The sequence below is a fragment of the Jatrophihabitans sp. YIM 134969 genome (assembly GCF_054456675.1).
Genome location: NZ_JBTJEQ010000012.1, coordinates 72777 through 90543 on the forward strand (window position 1 = coordinate 72777; position 17767 = coordinate 90543).

16 protein-coding genes and 1 tRNA gene are annotated in these 17767 nt (G+C 72.2%); 11 read left to right on the forward strand and 6 right to left on the reverse strand.

Annotated features, from left to right (window positions below):
* The first annotated feature begins 128 nt into the window (after positions 1 to 128).
* Together ACXR2U_RS08765 and ACXR2U_RS08770 are read left to right on the forward strand one after the other, a co-directional pair.
* Entirely contained in the window at positions 129 to 998 is an 870-nt protein-coding gene (locus ACXR2U_RS08765) for an Fpg/Nei family DNA glycosylase (RefSeq protein WP_458824591.1), read from the forward strand.
* Between the two features lie 115 nt (positions 999 to 1113).
* Positions 1114 to 1362 carry a hypothetical protein gene (locus tag ACXR2U_RS08770; protein WP_458824592.1) on the forward strand — a complete coding sequence of 83 codons (249 nt, stop codon included), beginning with the start codon at positions 1114 to 1116 and terminating at the stop codon, positions 1360 to 1362.
* Positions 1363 to 1463: 101 nt separating this feature from the next.
* On the opposite strand, the gene ACXR2U_RS08775 is transcribed toward ACXR2U_RS08770, so the two are convergent.
* The 3 genes from ACXR2U_RS08775 to ACXR2U_RS08785 are packed head-to-tail and all read right to left on the reverse strand — an operon-like array spanning position 1464 to position 5017.
* Complete coding sequence (locus ACXR2U_RS08775; RefSeq protein WP_458824593.1) at positions 1464 to 1892, reverse strand: hypothetical protein; 429 nt, start codon at positions 1890 to 1892, stop codon at positions 1464 to 1466.
* A gap of 7 nt (positions 1893 to 1899) precedes the next feature.
* On the reverse strand, positions 1900 to 3495 hold the full coding sequence (locus ACXR2U_RS08780; protein ID WP_458824594.1) for an acyl-CoA dehydrogenase family protein: 1596 nt from the start codon (positions 3493 to 3495) through the stop codon (positions 1900 to 1902).
* A gap of 25 nt (positions 3496 to 3520) precedes the next feature.
* Positions 3521 to 5017, reverse strand: coding sequence for a S1C family serine protease (locus ACXR2U_RS08785; protein ID WP_458824595.1), 1497 nt, complete (start codon positions 5015 to 5017; stop codon positions 3521 to 3523).
* Between the two features lie 169 nt (positions 5018 to 5186).
* Between ACXR2U_RS08785 and ACXR2U_RS08790 the strand changes: the two genes are divergently transcribed.
* Positions 5187 to 5390: a hypothetical protein gene (locus tag ACXR2U_RS08790; RefSeq protein ID WP_458824596.1), complete on the forward strand. Its 204-nt coding sequence runs from the start codon at positions 5187 to 5189 to the stop codon at positions 5388 to 5390.
* Between the two features lie 65 nt (positions 5391 to 5455).
* Positions 5456 to 6028, forward strand: coding sequence for an adenylate kinase (locus ACXR2U_RS08795; protein ID WP_458824597.1), 573 nt, complete (start codon positions 5456 to 5458; stop codon positions 6026 to 6028).
* A gap of 68 nt (positions 6029 to 6096) precedes the next feature.
* On the opposite strand, the gene ACXR2U_RS08800 is transcribed toward ACXR2U_RS08795, so the two are convergent.
* Together ACXR2U_RS08800 and ACXR2U_RS08805 are read right to left on the reverse strand one after the other, a co-directional pair.
* Positions 6097 to 7161 (reverse strand): aldo/keto reductase, encoded by a 1065-nt coding sequence (locus tag ACXR2U_RS08800; protein WP_458824598.1) that lies wholly within the window; start codon positions 7159 to 7161, stop codon positions 6097 to 6099.
* 26 nt (positions 7162 to 7187) lie between these two features.
* Entirely contained in the window at positions 7188 to 8276 is a 1089-nt protein-coding gene (locus tag ACXR2U_RS08805) for an SGNH/GDSL hydrolase family protein (RefSeq protein WP_458824599.1), read from the reverse strand.
* A 61-nt stretch (positions 8277 to 8337) separates the two neighbouring features.
* Between ACXR2U_RS08805 and ACXR2U_RS08810 the strand changes: the two genes are divergently transcribed.
* From ACXR2U_RS08810 to pknB, 7 genes are all read left to right on the forward strand, one after another.
* A tRNA-Leu gene (locus ACXR2U_RS08810) sits at positions 8338 to 8420 on the forward strand.
* A 168-nt stretch (positions 8421 to 8588) separates the two neighbouring features.
* A complete protein-coding gene (locus tag ACXR2U_RS08815) occupies positions 8589 to 9524 on the forward strand; it encodes an FhaA domain-containing protein (protein ID WP_458824600.1) in 936 nt (311 codons plus the stop codon).
* A 22-nt stretch (positions 9525 to 9546) separates the two neighbouring features.
* Positions 9547 to 10029: an FHA domain-containing protein FhaB/FipA gene (locus ACXR2U_RS08820; protein ID WP_458824601.1), complete on the forward strand. Its 483-nt coding sequence runs from the start codon at positions 9547 to 9549 to the stop codon at positions 10027 to 10029.
* Between the two features lies 1 nt (position 10030).
* Positions 10031 to 11455 carry a PP2C family protein-serine/threonine phosphatase gene (locus ACXR2U_RS08825; RefSeq protein WP_458824602.1) on the forward strand — a complete coding sequence of 475 codons (1425 nt, stop codon included), beginning with the start codon at positions 10031 to 10033 and terminating at the stop codon, positions 11453 to 11455.
* 50 nt (positions 11456 to 11505) lie between these two features.
* Positions 11506 to 12873: an FtsW/RodA/SpoVE family cell cycle protein gene (locus tag ACXR2U_RS08830; RefSeq protein WP_458824617.1), complete on the forward strand. Its 1368-nt coding sequence runs from the start codon at positions 11506 to 11508 to the stop codon at positions 12871 to 12873.
* Positions 12870 to 14348 carry a peptidoglycan D,D-transpeptidase FtsI family protein gene (locus tag ACXR2U_RS08835; RefSeq protein WP_458824603.1) on the forward strand — a complete coding sequence of 493 codons (1479 nt, stop codon included), beginning with the start codon at positions 12870 to 12872 and terminating at the stop codon, positions 14346 to 14348. Before ACXR2U_RS08830 ends, ACXR2U_RS08835 begins: the two co-directional genes overlap by 4 nt.
* Before the next feature lie 18 nt (positions 14349 to 14366).
* Entirely contained in the window at positions 14367 to 16241 is a 1875-nt protein-coding gene (gene pknB / locus ACXR2U_RS08840) for a Stk1 family PASTA domain-containing Ser/Thr kinase (RefSeq protein ID WP_458824618.1), read from the forward strand.
* Positions 16242 to 16297: 56 nt separating this feature from the next.
* On the opposite strand, the gene ACXR2U_RS08845 is transcribed toward pknB, so the two are convergent.
* Positions 16298 to 17767 (reverse strand): sensor histidine kinase, encoded by a 1470-nt coding sequence (locus ACXR2U_RS08845; protein WP_458824604.1) that lies wholly within the window; start codon positions 17765 to 17767, stop codon positions 16298 to 16300.

The window sequence follows — 17767 nt, forward strand, 5'->3', positions numbered from 1 at the left end:
GGTGACGGGCGGAACCGGCCGGGGGACCGGGAAACTCAAGAGCAGCTTCGGGTGAGGTCAGCACTGACGCAACTCGAACTGTGGTTCTTGAGCATCCCGGCGCGGCGGTAGCTGACTACGCTCGTCGCATGCCGGAGTTGCCGGAGGTGGAGGCGCTCGCCGCGTTCCTACGCGAGCGCGCGGTCGGGCGGATCGTCACACGGGTCGACCAGGCGTCGTTCAGCGCCGTCAAGACGTTCGACCCGCCCCTGGCCGCGCTTCAGGGCATGACCGTGACCGGGGCGGCGCGGCACGGCAAGTTCCTCGATCTCGACGTCGACGGCCTCCACCTCGTGACGCACCTGTCCCGCGCCGGTTGGTTGCGGTGGAGCGACAAGCTCTCGCCGATCCCGCCGAAGCCCGGCAAGGGGCCGTTGGCGCTCCGGGTCCACCTCGTCGACCCGGAGACCGAGGCCGAGGGCGGATTCGACCTCACCGAGGCCGGCACCCAGAAGCGGCTCGCGGTCTACCTGGCCAAGGACCCCTCCGAGGTCCCCGGCATCGCGCGCCTCGGCCCGGATGCGTTGTCCCTGGACCTCGAGGGCTTCACCGCTGCGTTGGCGGGGCAACGGCAACAGATCAAGGGCGCGCTCACCGAGCAGACCGTCATCGCAGGGATCGGCAACGCCTACTCCGACGAGATCCTGCACGCGGCCCACCTGTCGCCGTTCAAGATCGCCGCGCGCCTCACCGAGGGCGAGATGGCCACGCTCTACGAAGCGACCATCTCCACCCTCACGGCGGCCGTCGACCGCTCCGTCGGTCAGAAAGCCGCGACCCTGAAGGGTGAGAAACGCAGCGGCCTGCAGGTCCACGCGCGCACCGGGCTGCCGTGCCCGGTCTGCGGCGACACCGTGCGGGAGGTCTCGCTCTACGACAAGTCGTTCCAGTACTGCCCGACCTGCCAGACCGGTGGCAAGCCGTTGGCCGACCGGCGGATGTCCAAGCTGCTGCGCTGACCGCGCTCAGGTGCGGCCGGGCGACCTGTGGAGGTGAGATCAGCGGCAGGTTCGAGAACGCTGAGCGGTTGATGTCTCGATCAGATCTCACCTCCTGTCGAAGCACCGGAAACCCATGTACACACGCTCGGTGGAGTACAACGGTGCGCTGGACAAGGCGCTCGGGCACGGGCCGGAAGGCCCGACCTATCGACCGCCAGCGGCGCGCAAACGAACCGTCATCGACCGGGTCAAGGCCTGGGCTTGGTACCGCTGGGGCTGGGGCCACCGGCCCGGCCCGTCCTACGTCCTGCCGACGCCCGCCAAGCACGAGACCCGCGGTCAACGACGTCGCCGCAGCGAGGTCGACGACCAGGCGGCCTGACGCCGGGAACGCCCGGCGGTGGTTGCGGCGGGAGAACCTCAGTGGCGCGACCATCCCGCCACCGAGGCGCATCAGTCGATGGGTCACCGCGGCCGCCAGCGTCAGGGTGCGAGGGGGACGGCCGACGCGCGATGGACCCGGACAGCTGGGGATCGGCCCTGTGACCCGAACTGGTCCTCGACCCGCTCGTCGGTGACGACCAGCGCCGTCAGGAACCCCAGCACGATCACCCCGGCCACCACGGCGGCCCGGGCCACCAGCCACCACCCGGGTCGCCACCGGCCGGGCGGCCAGGTGAGCAGCCCCCCGACGATCACCCCGGCGATCCCGAAGCAGTCGGAGACGGTCAGACCGTGGTCCGCCGCGACCGTCACGAGGATCGGCCCCTCGAGCACGGCGTTGTTGGCCGGCAGCCAGGCGCCGGACGCCAGCATCAGCACCCAGCCCCAGGCACGCGACCGGGTGGTGGCTGCGCCCGCCAGGGCGAGGGCGACGACCGCTACATCCAGGAACGCGACCGCTTGCCGCACCGCGGCTTCAGCCCGCGCCGACGGCGGCGAGCACGCCGGCGGTGTCCGGCCCGGGGCGGTCGCCGAACACCGCGGGCGGTGCCGCGGCGATGCGGGTCGTGATGAACCGGGTGGCGAGCGCCGGGTCGTGGTGGCGGACCAGCAACGACGCCTGCAGGCAGCGGGCCAGAGCACCGGCGAACTGCCGGGCCGAGGTCTCGTCGGCGCCGGCCGCGAGGGTGTCCAGGTCGGCGATCGCGGCGTCGAGCGCCGGGTCGGCACCGGTGACCAACTCCTCGCGGACAGCTGCCAGGCTCGCCGGATCCCGCCGCACCGCGCGCAGGACGTCGAGGGCGATGACGTTGCCCGAGCCCTCCCAGATCGAGTTCAACGGTGACTCGCGCAGCAGCCGCGGCATCACGCTGTCCTCGACGTAGCCGTTGCCGCCGAGGCACTCGAGGGCCTCGCCGACGGTCACGAGCGTGCGCTTGCAGACCCAGTACTTCGAGGCCGCGACCGCGAGGCGCAGGAACGCGCTCTCGCCGGTGTCGACCGCCTGGGCCAACCGGATCGCGACGGCGGTGGCGGCGGCGGACTCGACGGCCAGATCGGCCAGGACCTCGCGCATGGCCGGCTGGTCGAGCAGGCGGGCGCCGAACGTCCGCCGATGAGTTGCATGGTGCAACGCTTCTGAGAACGCCGCTCGCTGCCCCGACGCCGAGCCGATGACGCAGTCGAGCCGGGTCATGGTGACCATGTCGATGATCGTGCGGACCCCGCGGCCGGACTCACCGACGAGGAAGCCGACCGTGCCGTCGAACTCCACCTCGCTCGAGGCGTTGGAGCGGTTGCCGAGCTTGTCCTTCAACCGTTGCAGTGCGAACCGGTTGCGGCTGCCGTCGGGCAGCACCCGCGGCACCAGGAAGCACGACAGACCTTCCGGCGCCTGGGCCAGCACGAGGAACAGATCGCTCATCGGTGCTGAGCAGAACCACTTGTGCCCGGTGAGCACGTGGTGGTCGTTGACCGGCACCGCCTGGGTCGTGTTGGCCCGGACGTCGGAACCGCCCTGCTTCTCGGTCATCCCCATGCCGGCGAGCAACCCGGCCTTGGTGGTGGACTCCCGCAGCCCGAATTCGTAGGCGGTGGCGGTGAGGCCGGGCTCGTACCGCGCCGCGAGCGACGGCGCTCGCCGCAGCGCCGGGACCACCGAGTAGGTCATCGACACCGGGCAGCCGTGGCCGGCCTCGGCCTGGCTCCACGCGAAGAACCCCGCGGCGCGCACGGTGTGGGCGTCGGGCTCGGGGGAGGCCCAGGGCGTTCCGTGCAACCCGTGACCCGTCGCCACCTCGAGCAACCGGTGCCACGCCGGGTGGAACTCGACCTCGTCGACCCGGTTCCCCGCGGCTTCGAACGCCTTGAGCTCCGGGCCGGACCGGTTGGCCTGCCGCCCCCACTCCCGGGCCTGCTCGGACCCGGCGAGCTCGCCGAGGGCCGCCACGGCCTTGCGGCCGGTGTCGGTGACACCGGCCGCGGTCAGCGCCGCCTGCAGCACCAGGTCGTCGTCGGCCACGTTGGTGGCGGGCCGAGGCGGGACGACGTTGGTGACCTCGTGCGTCGGCATGTGCAGAGGATGCCAGCCCTGCGTGTCAGTTGTCGGTCGAGCTGCCGAGCGTGACGTTGACCGTCTTGGTCTGTCCGCCGCTGCTGACGATCACCGGCACGGTCGTGCCCGGGGCGTAGGAGCGGGTGGCCGCGATGGCGCCGATGGAGTCGTCGATGCGCTGACCACCGATCTTGGTGATCACGTCACCGGACTTGATCCCGGCCTTCTGGGCGGGGCTGCCGGACTGCACCGTGCCCACCTTCGCGCCGGCGCCACTGGTGGGGCCGGACTGTTGCTGCGCGCCGTTGACGGTGATGCCGAGGACCGCGTGCGTGGCCTTGCCGGTGGTGATCAGCTCGTTCGCGATCCGCTCGGCTTCGTCGGACGGGATCGCGAACCCGATGCCGATGTTGCCGCTCTGCGTTCCCGAGCTGGAGTCACCGGTGCCCGCGATGGCGGAGTTGATGCCGACCACGTTGCCGTTGAGGTCGACCAGCGGGCCGCCGGAGTTGCCCGGGTTGATCGCGGCGTCGGTCTGGATGGCGTTGAAGATCGAGGCGTCGTTGCCGTCGCCCGTGGCCACCGGGCGTGAGAGCGCGCTGACGATGCCCGAGGTGACGGTGTTGGACAGGCCCAGCGGTGCGCCCATGGCGACGACCGTCTGCCCCACCTGCAGCTTCGACGACGACGAGAACGTCGCGGCCTTCAGGCCCGAGGCCTCGACCTTGACCACGGCGAGGTCGTCGGCCGGGTCGGTGCCGACCACGGTCGCGTCCTTCGTGCTGCCGTCGGGCAGGGTCACGGTGATCTGGTTCGAGCTCGCCTGCGTCTGGCTGTCGAGGGTCACGACGTGGTTGTTGGTGAGGACGTACCCGGTGCCGCCGTCGTTCTTGATGACGATGCCCGAGCCCGTCCCGCCGCTCTGCCCCGACGCCACCGAGAGGGTGACGACGCTCGGGCTGATCGCGCTGGCCGCGGAGGCGACGCTGCCGTCGAGCTTGGCCGCGGGTGCCGCCTGGGTGCTCTGCGCCAGCCCCGCGGACGACCCCGACGAGTTGTCGCTGACCAGGGCCGCTGCGCCGGCGCCGACCCCGCCGCCCACGACCACCGCGACGACCGCGGCGATCAGCACCGTGCGTCCGGTGCCGCCGCGCTTCGGAGCGGGGGACGAGACCGTGGACGCCGGGGCGTCCCAACCCGCGCCGTACGACGACGTGCCGTACGACGAGGTTCCGTACGGCGACGCCCCGTACGGCGACGAGCCGTAGCTGCTGCCGCCGTAGCTGCCCGTGCCGTACCCCGGGTTGCCGTACCCCTGGTTGCCGTACCCGCCGGGCGTGCCGGCACCCGCCTCGGCGCCCGGGCCCGGCGAGCCGTGGCCCCCGCCGTACGGCGGGGTGGCGCCGTGACCGGTGTAGCCCGGGGACCGGTACGGATCGGTGCCGTACGGGCTGGTGTGCTGGTCGGGGGTGTTCTGGCCGGTCGGCGCACCCTGGTGAGGCTGCTGCGACGGGTCCTGCGGGTCGGGCGAGCTGGTCATGTCCTCCACCGTGACCATCGGCGCTGTGCTGTTCCTGTGCGTCTCATGGACGGCCTCTGTGTCAGAACCAGGTAAAGCCGACCGTACGACGTCGGACCGACGCTGAGGGACACAGAAGATTTACCTGCCGTACCTCTTCCCGGCGGCCCGGAGCCGGTAGACAGGGCCCGTGACCACCCCCGGTTCACCGCCGCCACCGAGTGGCGCGCCGGTGCCACCCGCCGCGGCTGGACGGCCGCGTCCACGCCGCTTCCGGCGGCTCCGGCGCTGGTACCGGCGCACGCCCTCGGGTGAGGTCGTGGCCACCATCGTGGCGCTCGTCGTCCTGCTGGTGCTCGTGGTCGGCGGCCTGGTGCTGCTCCTGCTGCGCTGAGACCCGGACCGCTCTGACCTCGCCCGGCTGCGGGCCGGTCCCGGCCGCAGAGGACGATCCCGCGGATGAACGTGCTGCTCATCGGCCCGCCCGGATCCGGCAAGGGCACCCAGGGTGCGGTGCTCGCCGACCGGCTCAACCTCCAGCACATCGCGGCGGGCGACCTCCTGCGTCACGAGGTCGCGAGCGGGACCGACCTCGGCCGCGCCGTCGAGCACCACCTCACGAGCGGCACGCTCGTTCCCGACGAGTTGATCCTCGACCTCGTCATGCCGACCGTGGTCGACGCCGCGCGAGGCGGCGGCTACCTGCTCGACGGGTTCCCCCGGACCGTCGCCCAGGCCGAGCAGGCGGCCGTGTGGCGCGCCCCGGGCCAGACCGACGAGACCGCCCCGCCCGATGCCGTCATCGTGCTCGACGTCCCCACCGACACCCTCGTCGAACGCACCCTCGCGCGCGGCCGCGACGACGACACCGACGAGGTCGTCCGACACCGTCTGGACGTCTACGAGGCCGAGACCGCGCCGGTCATCGCCTTCTTCCGCGAACGCGGCCTGGTGCACCACGTCGACGGCACGATGCCGGTCGACCAGGTCAGCGACGCGATCCTTGCCGAACTCGACGTCCCCCGGGCCTGACCGCTCTCCCGAGACCGGATTCTGTGTACTCCTGCAGCCCGACGCCGCAGGAGTACACAGGATTCGGCTCAGTCCAGGAACGGGCCGAGCAGGATCCGGTCGGCGTCGGAGAGTCGGTCACGGGCGTTGGCCGCCTGGTGCCAGTACGGGTAGAGCAGCGGCACCTGGCTGACCTCGGTGAGCCGGGCGACGTCCTCGTCGGTGAGCTGCAGGTCGACCGACGCCAGGTTGTCGGTCAGCTGCTCCTCGGTGCGGGCGCCGACGATCAGTGACGTGATGGTCGGGCGCTGCAACGTCCACGCCAGGGCGACCTGGGCGCCGGAGACGCCGTGGGCGTCGGCGACCGAGCGCAGGACGTCGAGGGTGGCGAACAGGCGGTCGGGGTCGTCGATGGGCGGCTCGCCCCAGTCGGCGAGCTGCCGCGAACCCGAGGGCCCGGCCAGCTTGCCGTCCTCGCCTCGGGAGTACTTGCCGGAGAGCAGGCCGGCCGCGATCGGGCTCCACACCAGCACCCCGAGGCCCTGGTCCGCTGCAGCGGGCAACAGTTCGTTCTCGGCGTCGCGGGCCTGCAGCGAGTAGTAGATCTGCTGGCTCACGAAGCGCGCGAGGTGATCGCGCTCGGAGATGCCGAGGGCCTTCATCAGCTGCCAGCCGGCGTAGTTGCTCGCGCCGACGTAGCGGACCTTGCCCTGCTGGACGAGGGTGTCCAGCGCGCCGAGCGTCTCCTCGAGCGGCGTGGCGCCGTCCCACTCGTGCACCTGGTAGAGGTCGATGTGGTCGGTGCGCAGCCGTCGCAGCGAGGCCTCGCACCCGCGGATCACGTGGTGGCGCGAGAGCCCGGCGTCGTTCGGTCCCTCGCCCATCGGGAAGCGGACCTTGGTGGCGATCAACCAGTCGTCGCGGGTGCCCTCCAGCGCCTCGCCGACGATCTGCTCGGACAACCCGGCCGAGTACATGTCGGCGGTGTCGACGAGGTTCACGCCGTGGTCGCGGGCGAGGTCGAGCTGCCGCTTCGCCGCGTCCAGGTCGGCCGTGCCGACCTTGCTGAAGTCCCCGGCGCCGCCGAAGCCCATCGTGCCGAGGGTGAGGGTCGAGACGCGTAGTCCCGAACGTCCGAGCTGTCGATACTCCATGCGTCCGTCCTACCCGCTCCCACGCCTCAGCGGCGGCGGCGCACTACCCGGAACGCCCCGAACCCCACGATGACCAGCAGCGCGGCGCCGACCGCGACCGCACCCCACACCCACCCGGGCACGCCGTTGTCGGCGGTGGAGCCGGCCAGCGGCGGCGGTGCCGTCACCGTGCCGCCGGCGAGCAGCGTCCGCGCGACCGGCACCGTCGCCGCGGTGACGGCCGCGACACCCTCGGCGTTCGGGTGCAGCGAACCGGCCTTGATGGACAGCCCGGACACCAGCACCCCGTTCACCCAGGGCGACGAACCGCAGGCGGTGTGGGCGAGGCTCGCGGTGTAGGCCGAGGCGACGCCCGCGCCCGCCCGGGTGGCGACGTCGGCGAGCGTCTGGTTGAGCTTGGCCTGGATGCCGTACAGGTACTCGACGTCGGTGGTGGTGAACGGCAGGACGTTGCTCTGCTGCAGCGGGTTGGCCCAGCAGCCCGCGGACGGCGTGTGGGCGGCGTCGGGCACCAGCGCCGGGTAGTCGACCACGACGATGCGCGCCTGGGGCGAGCGTTGCTTGATGGTGGCCAGGGCCGCGGTGAGATCCGGCTCGACCTTGCTGGTCAGCGTGTCGGCCAGGGTGTCGTCACCGCCGTCGACGAAGTGGGCCTTGCAGTTGGCGTCCTTGCCGTCGCCACCGAGCACCGGGCCGTCGGGCCCCGCGATGCTCGCGCAGTAGGAGCTGATCGTCCCGAAGCCCAGGTCGTTGCCGCCGATGGTGAGCGTGACCAGACGGGTGTCGGCGGACAGGGCGTCGAACTGCGGCGGGACGGTCGTGCCGCCGGTCTGCTGCGAGCCGGCGAAGTCACCGATCACCGCCCCGCCGCACGTCACGTCGACCAGGTCGAGGCCCAGCTCCTCCGCCACCTCGTGCGGGTAGTTGGTCGCCGCCCGCCCGCAGGCCGCCGCGCCGGGGGAGGTGTCGGTGGGGGTGAGGCCGAAGCCCGCGGCGTAGGAGTCGCCCAGCGCGACGTAGCGCTCGCCCGCGGCGGCGTGTGCGGGGGTGGTGGCGATGACGGGGACGCCGACCCCGGAGACCAGGGCGACCAGGACGACGAGGAGGGAGCGCACTGCGTCCGGGATACCAGACGCGGTTCAGCGGCGCCGCTCTGCTAACGTCGACCGTCGCCTCGGGCGTGTGGCGGAATGGCAGACGCGCACGGTTCAGGTCCGTGTGTCCGTAAGGACGTGGGAGTTCAACTCTCCCCACGCCCACCCGAGTGACAGAAGCGCCCCGGCCCCGACGGGCCGGGGCGTTTCGCGTGGTGTGCCGGTCCTTCCGGCGGTGTCAGTAGCATGCTGGCGTTGCGGCGCGCCCGGCGCCGCCGGTCCGCGCTGCACCCGCGGTCCCGGACCGGACGAGACGACGAGGGGGTTCGCACCGTGAGCCTCGCGCAGCGCTTCGAGCGCCGGCTCGAGAGCCTCGTCGGCTCCGCCTTCGCCCGCGTGTTCAAGGGCCAGGTCGAGCCGGTCGAGATCGGCGCGGCGCTCCAGCGCGAGGCCGCCGACAAGCGCAACGTCTTCCCGGGCTCCGGCTCGGGCGAGGGTTCGGTCATGTGCCCGAACCGCTACCGCGTGACGCTCTCGCCGTCCGACCACGAGCGCCTGCTGCCCTGGGAGGCCCAGCTCACGGTCTCGCTCGCCGAACTGGTCCAGGAGCACCTGGACGAGAACGGCTGGACCACCATCGGCGACGTCGAGGTCATCCTCGCCCTCGACCCGGCGCTGCACACCGGGGTGTTCGGGGTGTCCTCGCGCATGGAGCCCGGTGCGCCACCCCGCTCGCGCCCCCACGACTCGCTCTCGATACCGATCGCGGCCGACCCCATGGCCGGGGCCGTCCCGCCGCCCCCGCCCGTGTACCAGCAGCCCGTCGGGGCACCGGTCGCTGCGCCCAACCCCTACGCGCCGCCTCCAGCGTTCCAGCAGCCCGTCGCCGCCCCCTACCCGCCGCAGTACGCGCAGCCGGTGGGCGTGCCCGAGTACGCCGACGCCGGCAGCCCCGAGCGTGGCGGGGTCCGCACCACGACCACCTCCCTCGTCGTCGACGGCACGTCCGACCGCCTGGAGCTGCGGGTCGGCGCCAACCTGGTCGGCCGCGGCACCGAGGCCGACCTGCAGCTGCTCGACCAGGGGGTCTCGCGCCGGCACGTCGAGGTCGACTTCGACGGCGTCAACGCCATCTGCTTCGACCTCGGCTCGACCAACGGCACCACGGTCAACGGTCACGAGATCGGTCAGCAGGCGGTCACGCTGCAGCACGGCGACGTCATCCGCATCGGCCACACCCGGCTGGTCTACACCCAGGAAGCCTCGTGAGCGCCGCCCCGGAGCCACGGCGGTGAACTCACCGCTCGCGATCCAGATCATGCGGTTCGCGTTCCTCGTGCTGCTCTGGTTGTTCGTCTTCGCGACCGTGCGCGTGATCCGCTCCGACCTGCGCGCGGCCGGCACCAACCGGGTCGGCACCGCACCGCCGCGGCGCCGCGCGGCCCGCTCGGGAACCCCGGCCGCGGCGCGCCCCGAACGCCCCGCCGGCCCCTCGAACCTGGTCATCACGGCGGGCGACCTCGCCGGCACCCGGATCAGCCTCACGGGCGCCCCGGTGCTGATCGGGCGCGCCAACGACTCCACCGTCGTGCTCACCGACGACTACGCCAGCACCAGGCACGCTCGCATCAGCCAGACCGAGGGCCGGTGGTTCCTTGAGGACCTCGGCTCGACCAACGGCACCTACCTGGGTCAGCACAAGGTCGACTCGCCCGTGCCGCTCGAGGTCGGGGTGCCCGTCCGCATCGGCAAGACCGTCCTGGAACTGCGCTGACGTGGCGATCGCCCTCCGCTACGCCGTCCGCTCCGACAAGGGACTCGTGCGCGGCAACAACGAGGACTCGGTCTACGCCGGGCCCCGGTTGCTGGCCATCGCCGACGGCATGGGCGGACACGCGGCGGGCGAGGTCGCCTCGACCACCGTCATCAACGCCCTCGAGCGGCTCGACGAGGACCACCCGGTCGAGGACCTGCTGGGCGACCTGCGTTCGGCGTTCGAGCAGGCCAACCGCGACGTCGCGAACGCGGTCGACGCCGATCCCGCCCTCGACGGCATGGGCACCACGCTCACCGCACTGCGGTTCTCGGGCTCGCGGGTCGGGCTCGTGCACGTCGGCGACTCCCGCGCCTACCTCGCCCGCGCCGGGACGTTCGCGCAGATCACGCACGACGACACCTACGTCCAGAGCCTCGTCGACTCCGGCAAGCTGACCGAGGAGGAGGCGCAGCACCACCCGCGCAAGTCGGTGATCCTGCGGGCCATCACCGGCACCGAGGTGGAACCCGACGTCTCCATCCGCGAGGCCCGGGTCGGCGACCGCTACCTGCTGTGCTCCGACGGCCTGTCCGACGTCGTGTCGGCCGAGACCCTCGCCGAGACCCTCATGGAGGGTGACCCGCAGGAGTGCGCCGACCGCCTGGTCGACCTCGCGTTGCGCGGCGGCGGACCGGACAACGTCACCTGCATCGTCGCCGACGTCGTCGAACGCGACAACGGCACGTGGAACGACGACCTGCCGGTGATCGGTGGGGCCCTCGACGCCGACGACGGCCTGTCGTCCGAGCCGGCGTCGGACGACACCACGATGCTCTCGGCCGCGGAACGCGCCGCCACGTTGACCCGCCCCGCCGCCGAGCCGGCGACCGACCGACGCCCGGTGCAACGGTCGAACCACCGCCGCCGCAACTGGATCCTCGCCTTCTCCGTCGTCGTCGTCCTCGGCGGTGCGGCCGTCGCCACCTACCTCTGGACCCAGACCCAGTACTACGTCGGGGAGTCCGGTCTCAAGGTCGCGATCTTCCGCGGGGTCAACAGTTCCCTCGGACCGCTGCAGTTCTCGCAGGTCGAGGTCAGCACCGACGTCGACGTCGACGACCTGCAGGAGGTCGTCCGCACCCAGGTGCGCAGCGGCATCACCGCGAAGGACCGCGGCGACGCCCAGCAGATCGTCGACCGGATCTCGACCCAACTGCTGCCGTTCTGCCCGACGCCCAGCGCCACGTCGTCGCCCAGCGTGACGGTGTCGTCCACCGGTGCGACGGCCCGCTCGACCCCGCCCCGCACCACGCCGCGCACCACGGCCCCGACCTCGCCCGGCCGCACGCCGGCGTCGAGCTCGGCCGGCACCTCGACTTCCAGCTCGCCGTCGGCCACGCCGTCGGTCCCCACCCCCGGCGTCGACTGCCGGGAGCGGGGGTGAGCGCCGCGGCACCGGTGAAGGTGCCCACCCGCCGCAACACCGAGCTGGTCATGCTCCTGTTCGCCGTCGCGCTGGTGGTGTTCGCCGAAGGCATCGTCGAGGCCACCCGCTTCGGGCACGTCAGCAGCCGGATCGTCAGCTACGGCGCGGTCCCGCTGGTCCTCGGCCTCGTCGCGCACCTGCTCATCCGCAAGGTCGCGCCCTACGCCGACCCGCTGCTGCTGCCGCTGGTGGTGTTCCTCAACGGCCTCGGCCTGGTGATGATCCACCGCATCGACCTGGGCCTCGCCGTGCAGGCGCAGTCCAACGGCGTCGAGTTCGACGGCGGTTCCGCGGGTGCGCAGGTGGTGTGGACCGCCATCGGGCTGGTCGTGCTGCTGGCGGTCCTGCTGATCGTCCGCGACCACCGGGTGCTGGAGCGCTACGCGTACACCCTCGCGCTGGTCGGCCTGTTCTTCCTGATCCTGCCGATCGTGCTGCCGGCGCAGTTCTCCGAGGTCAACGGCGCGCGCATCTGGATCCGGGTCGCGGGGTTCTCGATCCAGCCCGGTGAGTTCGCCCGCCTGGCGTTGGCGATCTTCGCCTCGGCGTACCTGGTGAGCAAGCGCGACGTCCTCTCCCTCGCGGGCCGGCGTGTCCTCGGGCTCGACCTGCCCCGCGGCCGCGACCTCGGTCCGCTGCTCGTGGCGTGGCTGCTCGCCATCGCCGTCCTCGTCCGTGGGCGCGACCTCGGCACGTCGCTCATGTTCTTCGGCCTGTTCATCGTGCTGCTCTACGTGGCGACCTCGCGGGTCAGCTGGGTCGTCATCGGGTTCCTGCTGTTCGGTGCGGGGGCGTACGCCGCGTACCGGTTGTTCAGCAACGTCCAGCTGCGCGTCGACGTCTGGCTCGACCCGTTCGCCCAGCGCGCCGGCGACCCGGGCTACCAGCTCTCGCAGTCGTTGTTCGGGCTCGGCACCGGTGGGCTGTTCGGTGCGGGCCTCGGCGGCGGCCACCCCGAGATCGTGCCGCTCGCGCAGACCGACTTCATCATCTCCTCGTTCGGCGAGGAGATCGGGCTGGTCGGGCTCGCGGCGCTGCTCATGGTCTACGCGTTGATCGTCGCCCGCGGCCTCGCGATCGGCACCGCCTCGCGCGACAGCTTCGGCAAGCTGCTCGCGGTCGGGTTGTCGTTCTCGATGGGCCTGCAGGTGTTCATCGTCGTCGCCGGGGTCTCGCGGCTGCTGCCCGAGACCGGCCTCACCGCACCGTTCCTCTCGTACGGCGGATCCTCGCTCGTGGCGAACTACGCGATCCTGGCGCTGCTGCTGCGGATCTCCGACGCCGCCCGCCGCCCCGGTGACGCCCCGCCGCCACCGCCTCCGCCACAGACCGGCGGCACCGAGGACACCGCCTCGCAACCGGCGGTGACGGCGTGAACCTCAACAGCCGTCGCGTCGGCGGAGCCCTCGTGGTCCTGCTCGTCGCGCTTCTCGTCAACCTGACGATCGTGCAGTTCTTCCAGGGGCCGTCCCTGGCCAGCAACGACGCCAACCGGCGCCAGTTGCTCGCCGAGTACAGCCGGCAGCGCGGGCCGATCGTCGTCGACGGCAACCCGGTCGCGCAGTCGGTCGCCACGACAGACGCCCTGAAGTTCCAGCGCGAGTACCCGGGCGGGGCGCAGTACGCGCCGATCACCGGTTACTACTCGCTGTTCTACGGAACCTCCGGCATCGAGTCGGCCGAGAACAGCGTGCTGTCCGGCAACGACGACCGGCTGTTCGGCACCCGGCTCAATGACATCCTCACCGGTCGCGACCCCAAGGGCGGGCGGGTCGATCTCACCATCGACCCGCAGGCGCAACTCGCCGCGTTCCACGGGCTGGCGGATCAGGGCCTGCGCGGCGCGGTGGTGGCGATGGACCCCACCACCGGCGCGATCCTCGCCGCGGTGTCCACGCCCTCGTACGACCCCTCGCAGCTGAGCTCGCACGATCCCGACGCCATCGAGGCCTACTACGACAAGCTCGCGGCCGATCCGGCGCAGCCGTTGCTGAACCGCGCGTTCAACCAGATCTACCCGCCGGGATCGACGTTCAAGGTCGTCGTCAGCGCCGCGGCCCTCGCGGCCGGCGCCACCCCCGACACCAAGATCGACTCGCCGACCACCTACCAGCTGCCGGACTCCACCTCGACGCTGTCGAACTTCGAGGGCGAGTCCTGCGGCAACTCCACCATCACGCTGCAGCAGGCCCTGACCATCTCCTGCAACACCGCGTTCGCCATCGAGGCGGTCAAGCTCGGCAAGGACAAGGTCGCGGAGAAGGCCTCGTTGTTCGGCTTCGACACCGGCCGCCAGGAGGTGCCGCTCCCGGTCAACGGCTCGACGATCGGCCCGGTTGTCGACGGCGCCGCGTTGGCGCAGACGGCCATCGGCCAGCGTGACGTCCGCATGACCCCGCTGCAGGGCGCGATGATCGCCGCGGCCGTGGCCAACCGCGGCGTGCTCATGCAGCCGTACCTGGTCGACCGCGAGCTCGCGCCCGACCTCTCGGTCATCAGCAAGACCGACCCGAAGGAACGCGCGACCGTGATGACGCCCGACCAGGCCGACGACCTCGGCCGGATGATGGTGTCGGTGGTCGCGAACGGCACCGGCACGCGGGCGGCCATCGACGGCACGACCGTGGCGGGCAAGACCGGCACCGCCGACACCGGCTTCACCAGCGACGACGGCGGCAAGCCCGACGCCTGGTTCATCGGCTACACGGCGTCCGGCCCGACCAAGATCGCCGTGGCCGTCATCGTCGAGGGCGCCGGTTCCTCGACCGACGAGACCACCGGCGGCGACCGGTCGGCGCCGATCGCGAAGAGCGTCATCGAGGCGTACCTCAAGTCGGCGGGGAGGTCGTAGGACGTGGCGCAACCACGGATGTTCGGGGAACGCTACGAACTCGGTGAGCTCATCGGGTACGGCGGCATGGCCGAGGTGCACAAGGGACGTGACATCCGGCTCGGCCGCGAGGTCGCGATCAAGGTGCTGCGGTCGGACCTCGCCCGCGACCCGTCCTTCCAGGTCCGGTTCCGCCGCGAGGCGCAGGCGGCCGCCCGGTTGAACCACCCCTCGATCGTCGCGGTCTACGACACCGGCGAGGACATGGGGCCGAACGGCGCCGTGCCGTTCATCGTCATGGAGTTCATCGAGGGCCGCACCCTGCGCGACGTCCTGCGCGCTGAGGGCAGCCTGCAGGCCACCCGGGCCATGGAGATCACGGCCGAGATCTGCTCGGCGCTCGACTACAGCCACCGCGCGGGGATCGTGCACCGCGACATCAAGCCGGCCAACGTCATGATCACCCGGACCGGCTCGGTCAAGGTCATGGACTTCGGCATCGCCCGGGCCGTCGCCGACGACGCCGCGACCGTCACCCAGACCGCGGCCGTCATCGGCACCGCGCAGTACCTCTCGCCCGAGCAGGCGCGCGGTGAGCAGGTCGACGCCCGCTCCGACGTCTACTCGACCGGCTGCCTGCTCTACGAGCTGGTGACCGGACGCCCGCCGTTCGTGGGCGATTCCCCCGTCGCCGTCGCGTACCAGCACGTGCGCGAGGTGCCGCCGCTGCCGTCGACCCTCAACCCCGAGATCCCGCGCGCGCTGGACTCGGTGACGATGAAGGCGTTGGCGAAGAACCCGCAGAACCGGTACCAGTCGGCCGGGGAGATGGGCGCCGACCTCTCGCGCATCCTCGCCGACCAGCCGGTGCGGGCGGAGACCGCGCTCACCGACGAGGAACGCACCCAGTTCATCGCCCGGCCGGGCGTGATCGCGGCGGCGGGAGTCGGCGGGATCGGCTTCGACGACGACAACGCTCCGGACGATCCGCCGTCGTCCCGCCGGGGCGCGATCATCTGGGCCTCGGTCGTGGCGGCGTTGCTCGTCGTCATCGTCCTGGTGGCCTACCTGGTGCTGCGCAACTCCGACAGCAGCAAGGTCAAGCAGGTCGCCATGCCGGCGTTGATCGGCAAGACCGTGGCACAGGCCAACAACGACCTGCGCGACAAGGGCTTCGCGCCGGTGTCGTCGCCGGCGGTCAGCAACGGACCCTGCGGCGACGGTGTCGACATCACCGTTGCCGAGGGCAACGTCTGCACCCAGGACCCGTCCGCGAACACCATGCGGGACCCGAGCCAGCCGGTCACCTTCACCGTGTTCCAGGCGGGCACGGTCAACGTGCCGCCGGTGCTCGGACTCCCGTTCGCCGACGCCCAGGAGCGCCTCACCGCGCTCGGGTTCGACGTCCCGGCCCCGAGGAGCGTGCACAACCAGCAGCCGGCCGGCACCGTCACGGACCAGAGCCCGAAGGGCAACACCGCGGCCGCCAAGGGGGCGTCGGTGCAGCTCTCGGTGTCCGACGGCAAGGTCATGGTGCCGTCGGTGCGCGGCAAGACCCAGCAGGAGGCGACGTCGCTGCTGAACGCCGCCGGGTTCAACAACGTCAGCGCCGTGCCGCAGGACGTCACCGACCCGGCGCAGGCGGGCATCGTGCAGTCGACCGACCCGACCGAGCTGCTCTACTTCCCGCCCGACACCCCCGTGACGATCCGGGTCGGCCGCTACACCGCGCCGACCTCGCCCGCGCCCACCTGCACCACTCCCGGCAGCACCCCCACCAGCACGCCGACGGGGACCTCCACCCCGCTGCCCGCCTGCTCGACCTCGCCCAGCGGCGGTGGCACCGGTACCAGCACCCGCACCAACGGCGGAGGCGGTGGTGGAGGCGGCGGAGGCGGTGGAGGCGGTGGCTGAAGACCGGATTCTGTGTACTCCTGCGGCCTGACGCCGCAGAAGTACACCGAACTCGGCTACTCGGCCGGAGCCGCCGGCACGGTGACGGTGGCCAGCAGCCCCGGGTGGTTGTCGCCGAGGGTGACCGTGCCGTGGTGCGCCGCCACGACGTCACGCACGATCGCGAGCCCCAGCCCGGTGCCGCCGTCGTCGCGCGCGCGGGCCATGTCGACCCGGTAGAACCGGTCGAATACCAGGTCGCGCTCCTCGACCGGGATGCCGGGGCCGTCGTCGGCGACGACGAACCGCACGGTGTCGGCGGTGACGTCACCGCCCGCGGGCAGCAGGTCCAGCCGCAGTTCGACGTGCGAGCGGGCGTGGCGGCGGGCGTTGTCGAGCAGGTTGACGAGCACGCGGCGCAGGGCGCTCTGCTGCCCGATGACGTCGACGTCGCCTGCGAGGTCGAGCCTGGCCGTGACGTCGGGGTAGTCGGTGAGGACGTCCTCGGTCATGGCCACGACCGGGATCCGCTCGTCCACCGCGGCGCTCGGGCGGTCGGCCGCGGAGTCCAACCGGGCGAGGGCGAGCATGTCGTCGACCAGCGCCTGTAGCCGCTCGACGTCGACCATCGCGTCGGCCGTCACCGCGTTCCAGTCGGTGGCGGGGCCGAGCATGGCCGCCACCTCCAACTGCACCCGCAACGACGCCAGCGGCGAGCGGAACTCGTGGGCGGCGTCGTCGACGAACGAGCGCTGCCGCTCCTGCGCGGCTGCGATCCGGTCGAGCATGGAGTTGAGCGTGACGGCGAGGCGGTAGATCTCGTCGCGGGCGGTGGGCAGTGGCAGCCGCGGACCCTCCGGCCCGACCCGCCCGCCCGCGGCGATCGACCGGGCACCCGCCCGCAGCGCCGCGACCGGTCGCAGCGTGCGGCCGACCACCAGGTAGGTGAGCACCGCGACGGCCAGCAGCCCGACCGGTGCGCCGACGAGTGCGGCGTCGCGCACGGCGTTCTCGGCGTCGGCGATCCGCGAGGCGGGGGTGGCGACGAGCACGACGTCGCCGTCGGTGTTGCCGACCGGGACGGCGACGACCCGGAGGTCGTCGACCCCGTTGGCCCGCGCCGCGTCGACCTCGATGACCTGACCGGTCAGCGCCCGCCGCAGCTCGCCGGCGTTGATGAGGGGCTTGGCCCGGTCGCTGCCCGGCGACCCCGCCCGCACCGACGTCCCGGCCGCGTTGACGACCTGCACCTGCTCGGCGCCCGCCACGCTGATCGGGAGCACCGTCGGTTCGCTGGCGCGGAACAGGGCGGCGGCGTTGGCGCCGGCCCGTTGGGCCGAGGAGTCGAGGGTGCGTTCGAGCGAGATCCGGACGGCCAGGACCAGCACGACCGCGCCGATGACGACCCCGATCGCGACGACCCCGGTGCTGACCAGGCTGATCCGGCCGCGCAGGGTCAGCCGTCGCCACCACGTGACCGGCACGGCCCGCAGGCGCGCAGCGAACGCACTTCGCTCGCGGGGGGCGGGTTCCGCCTGAGCGGTCAC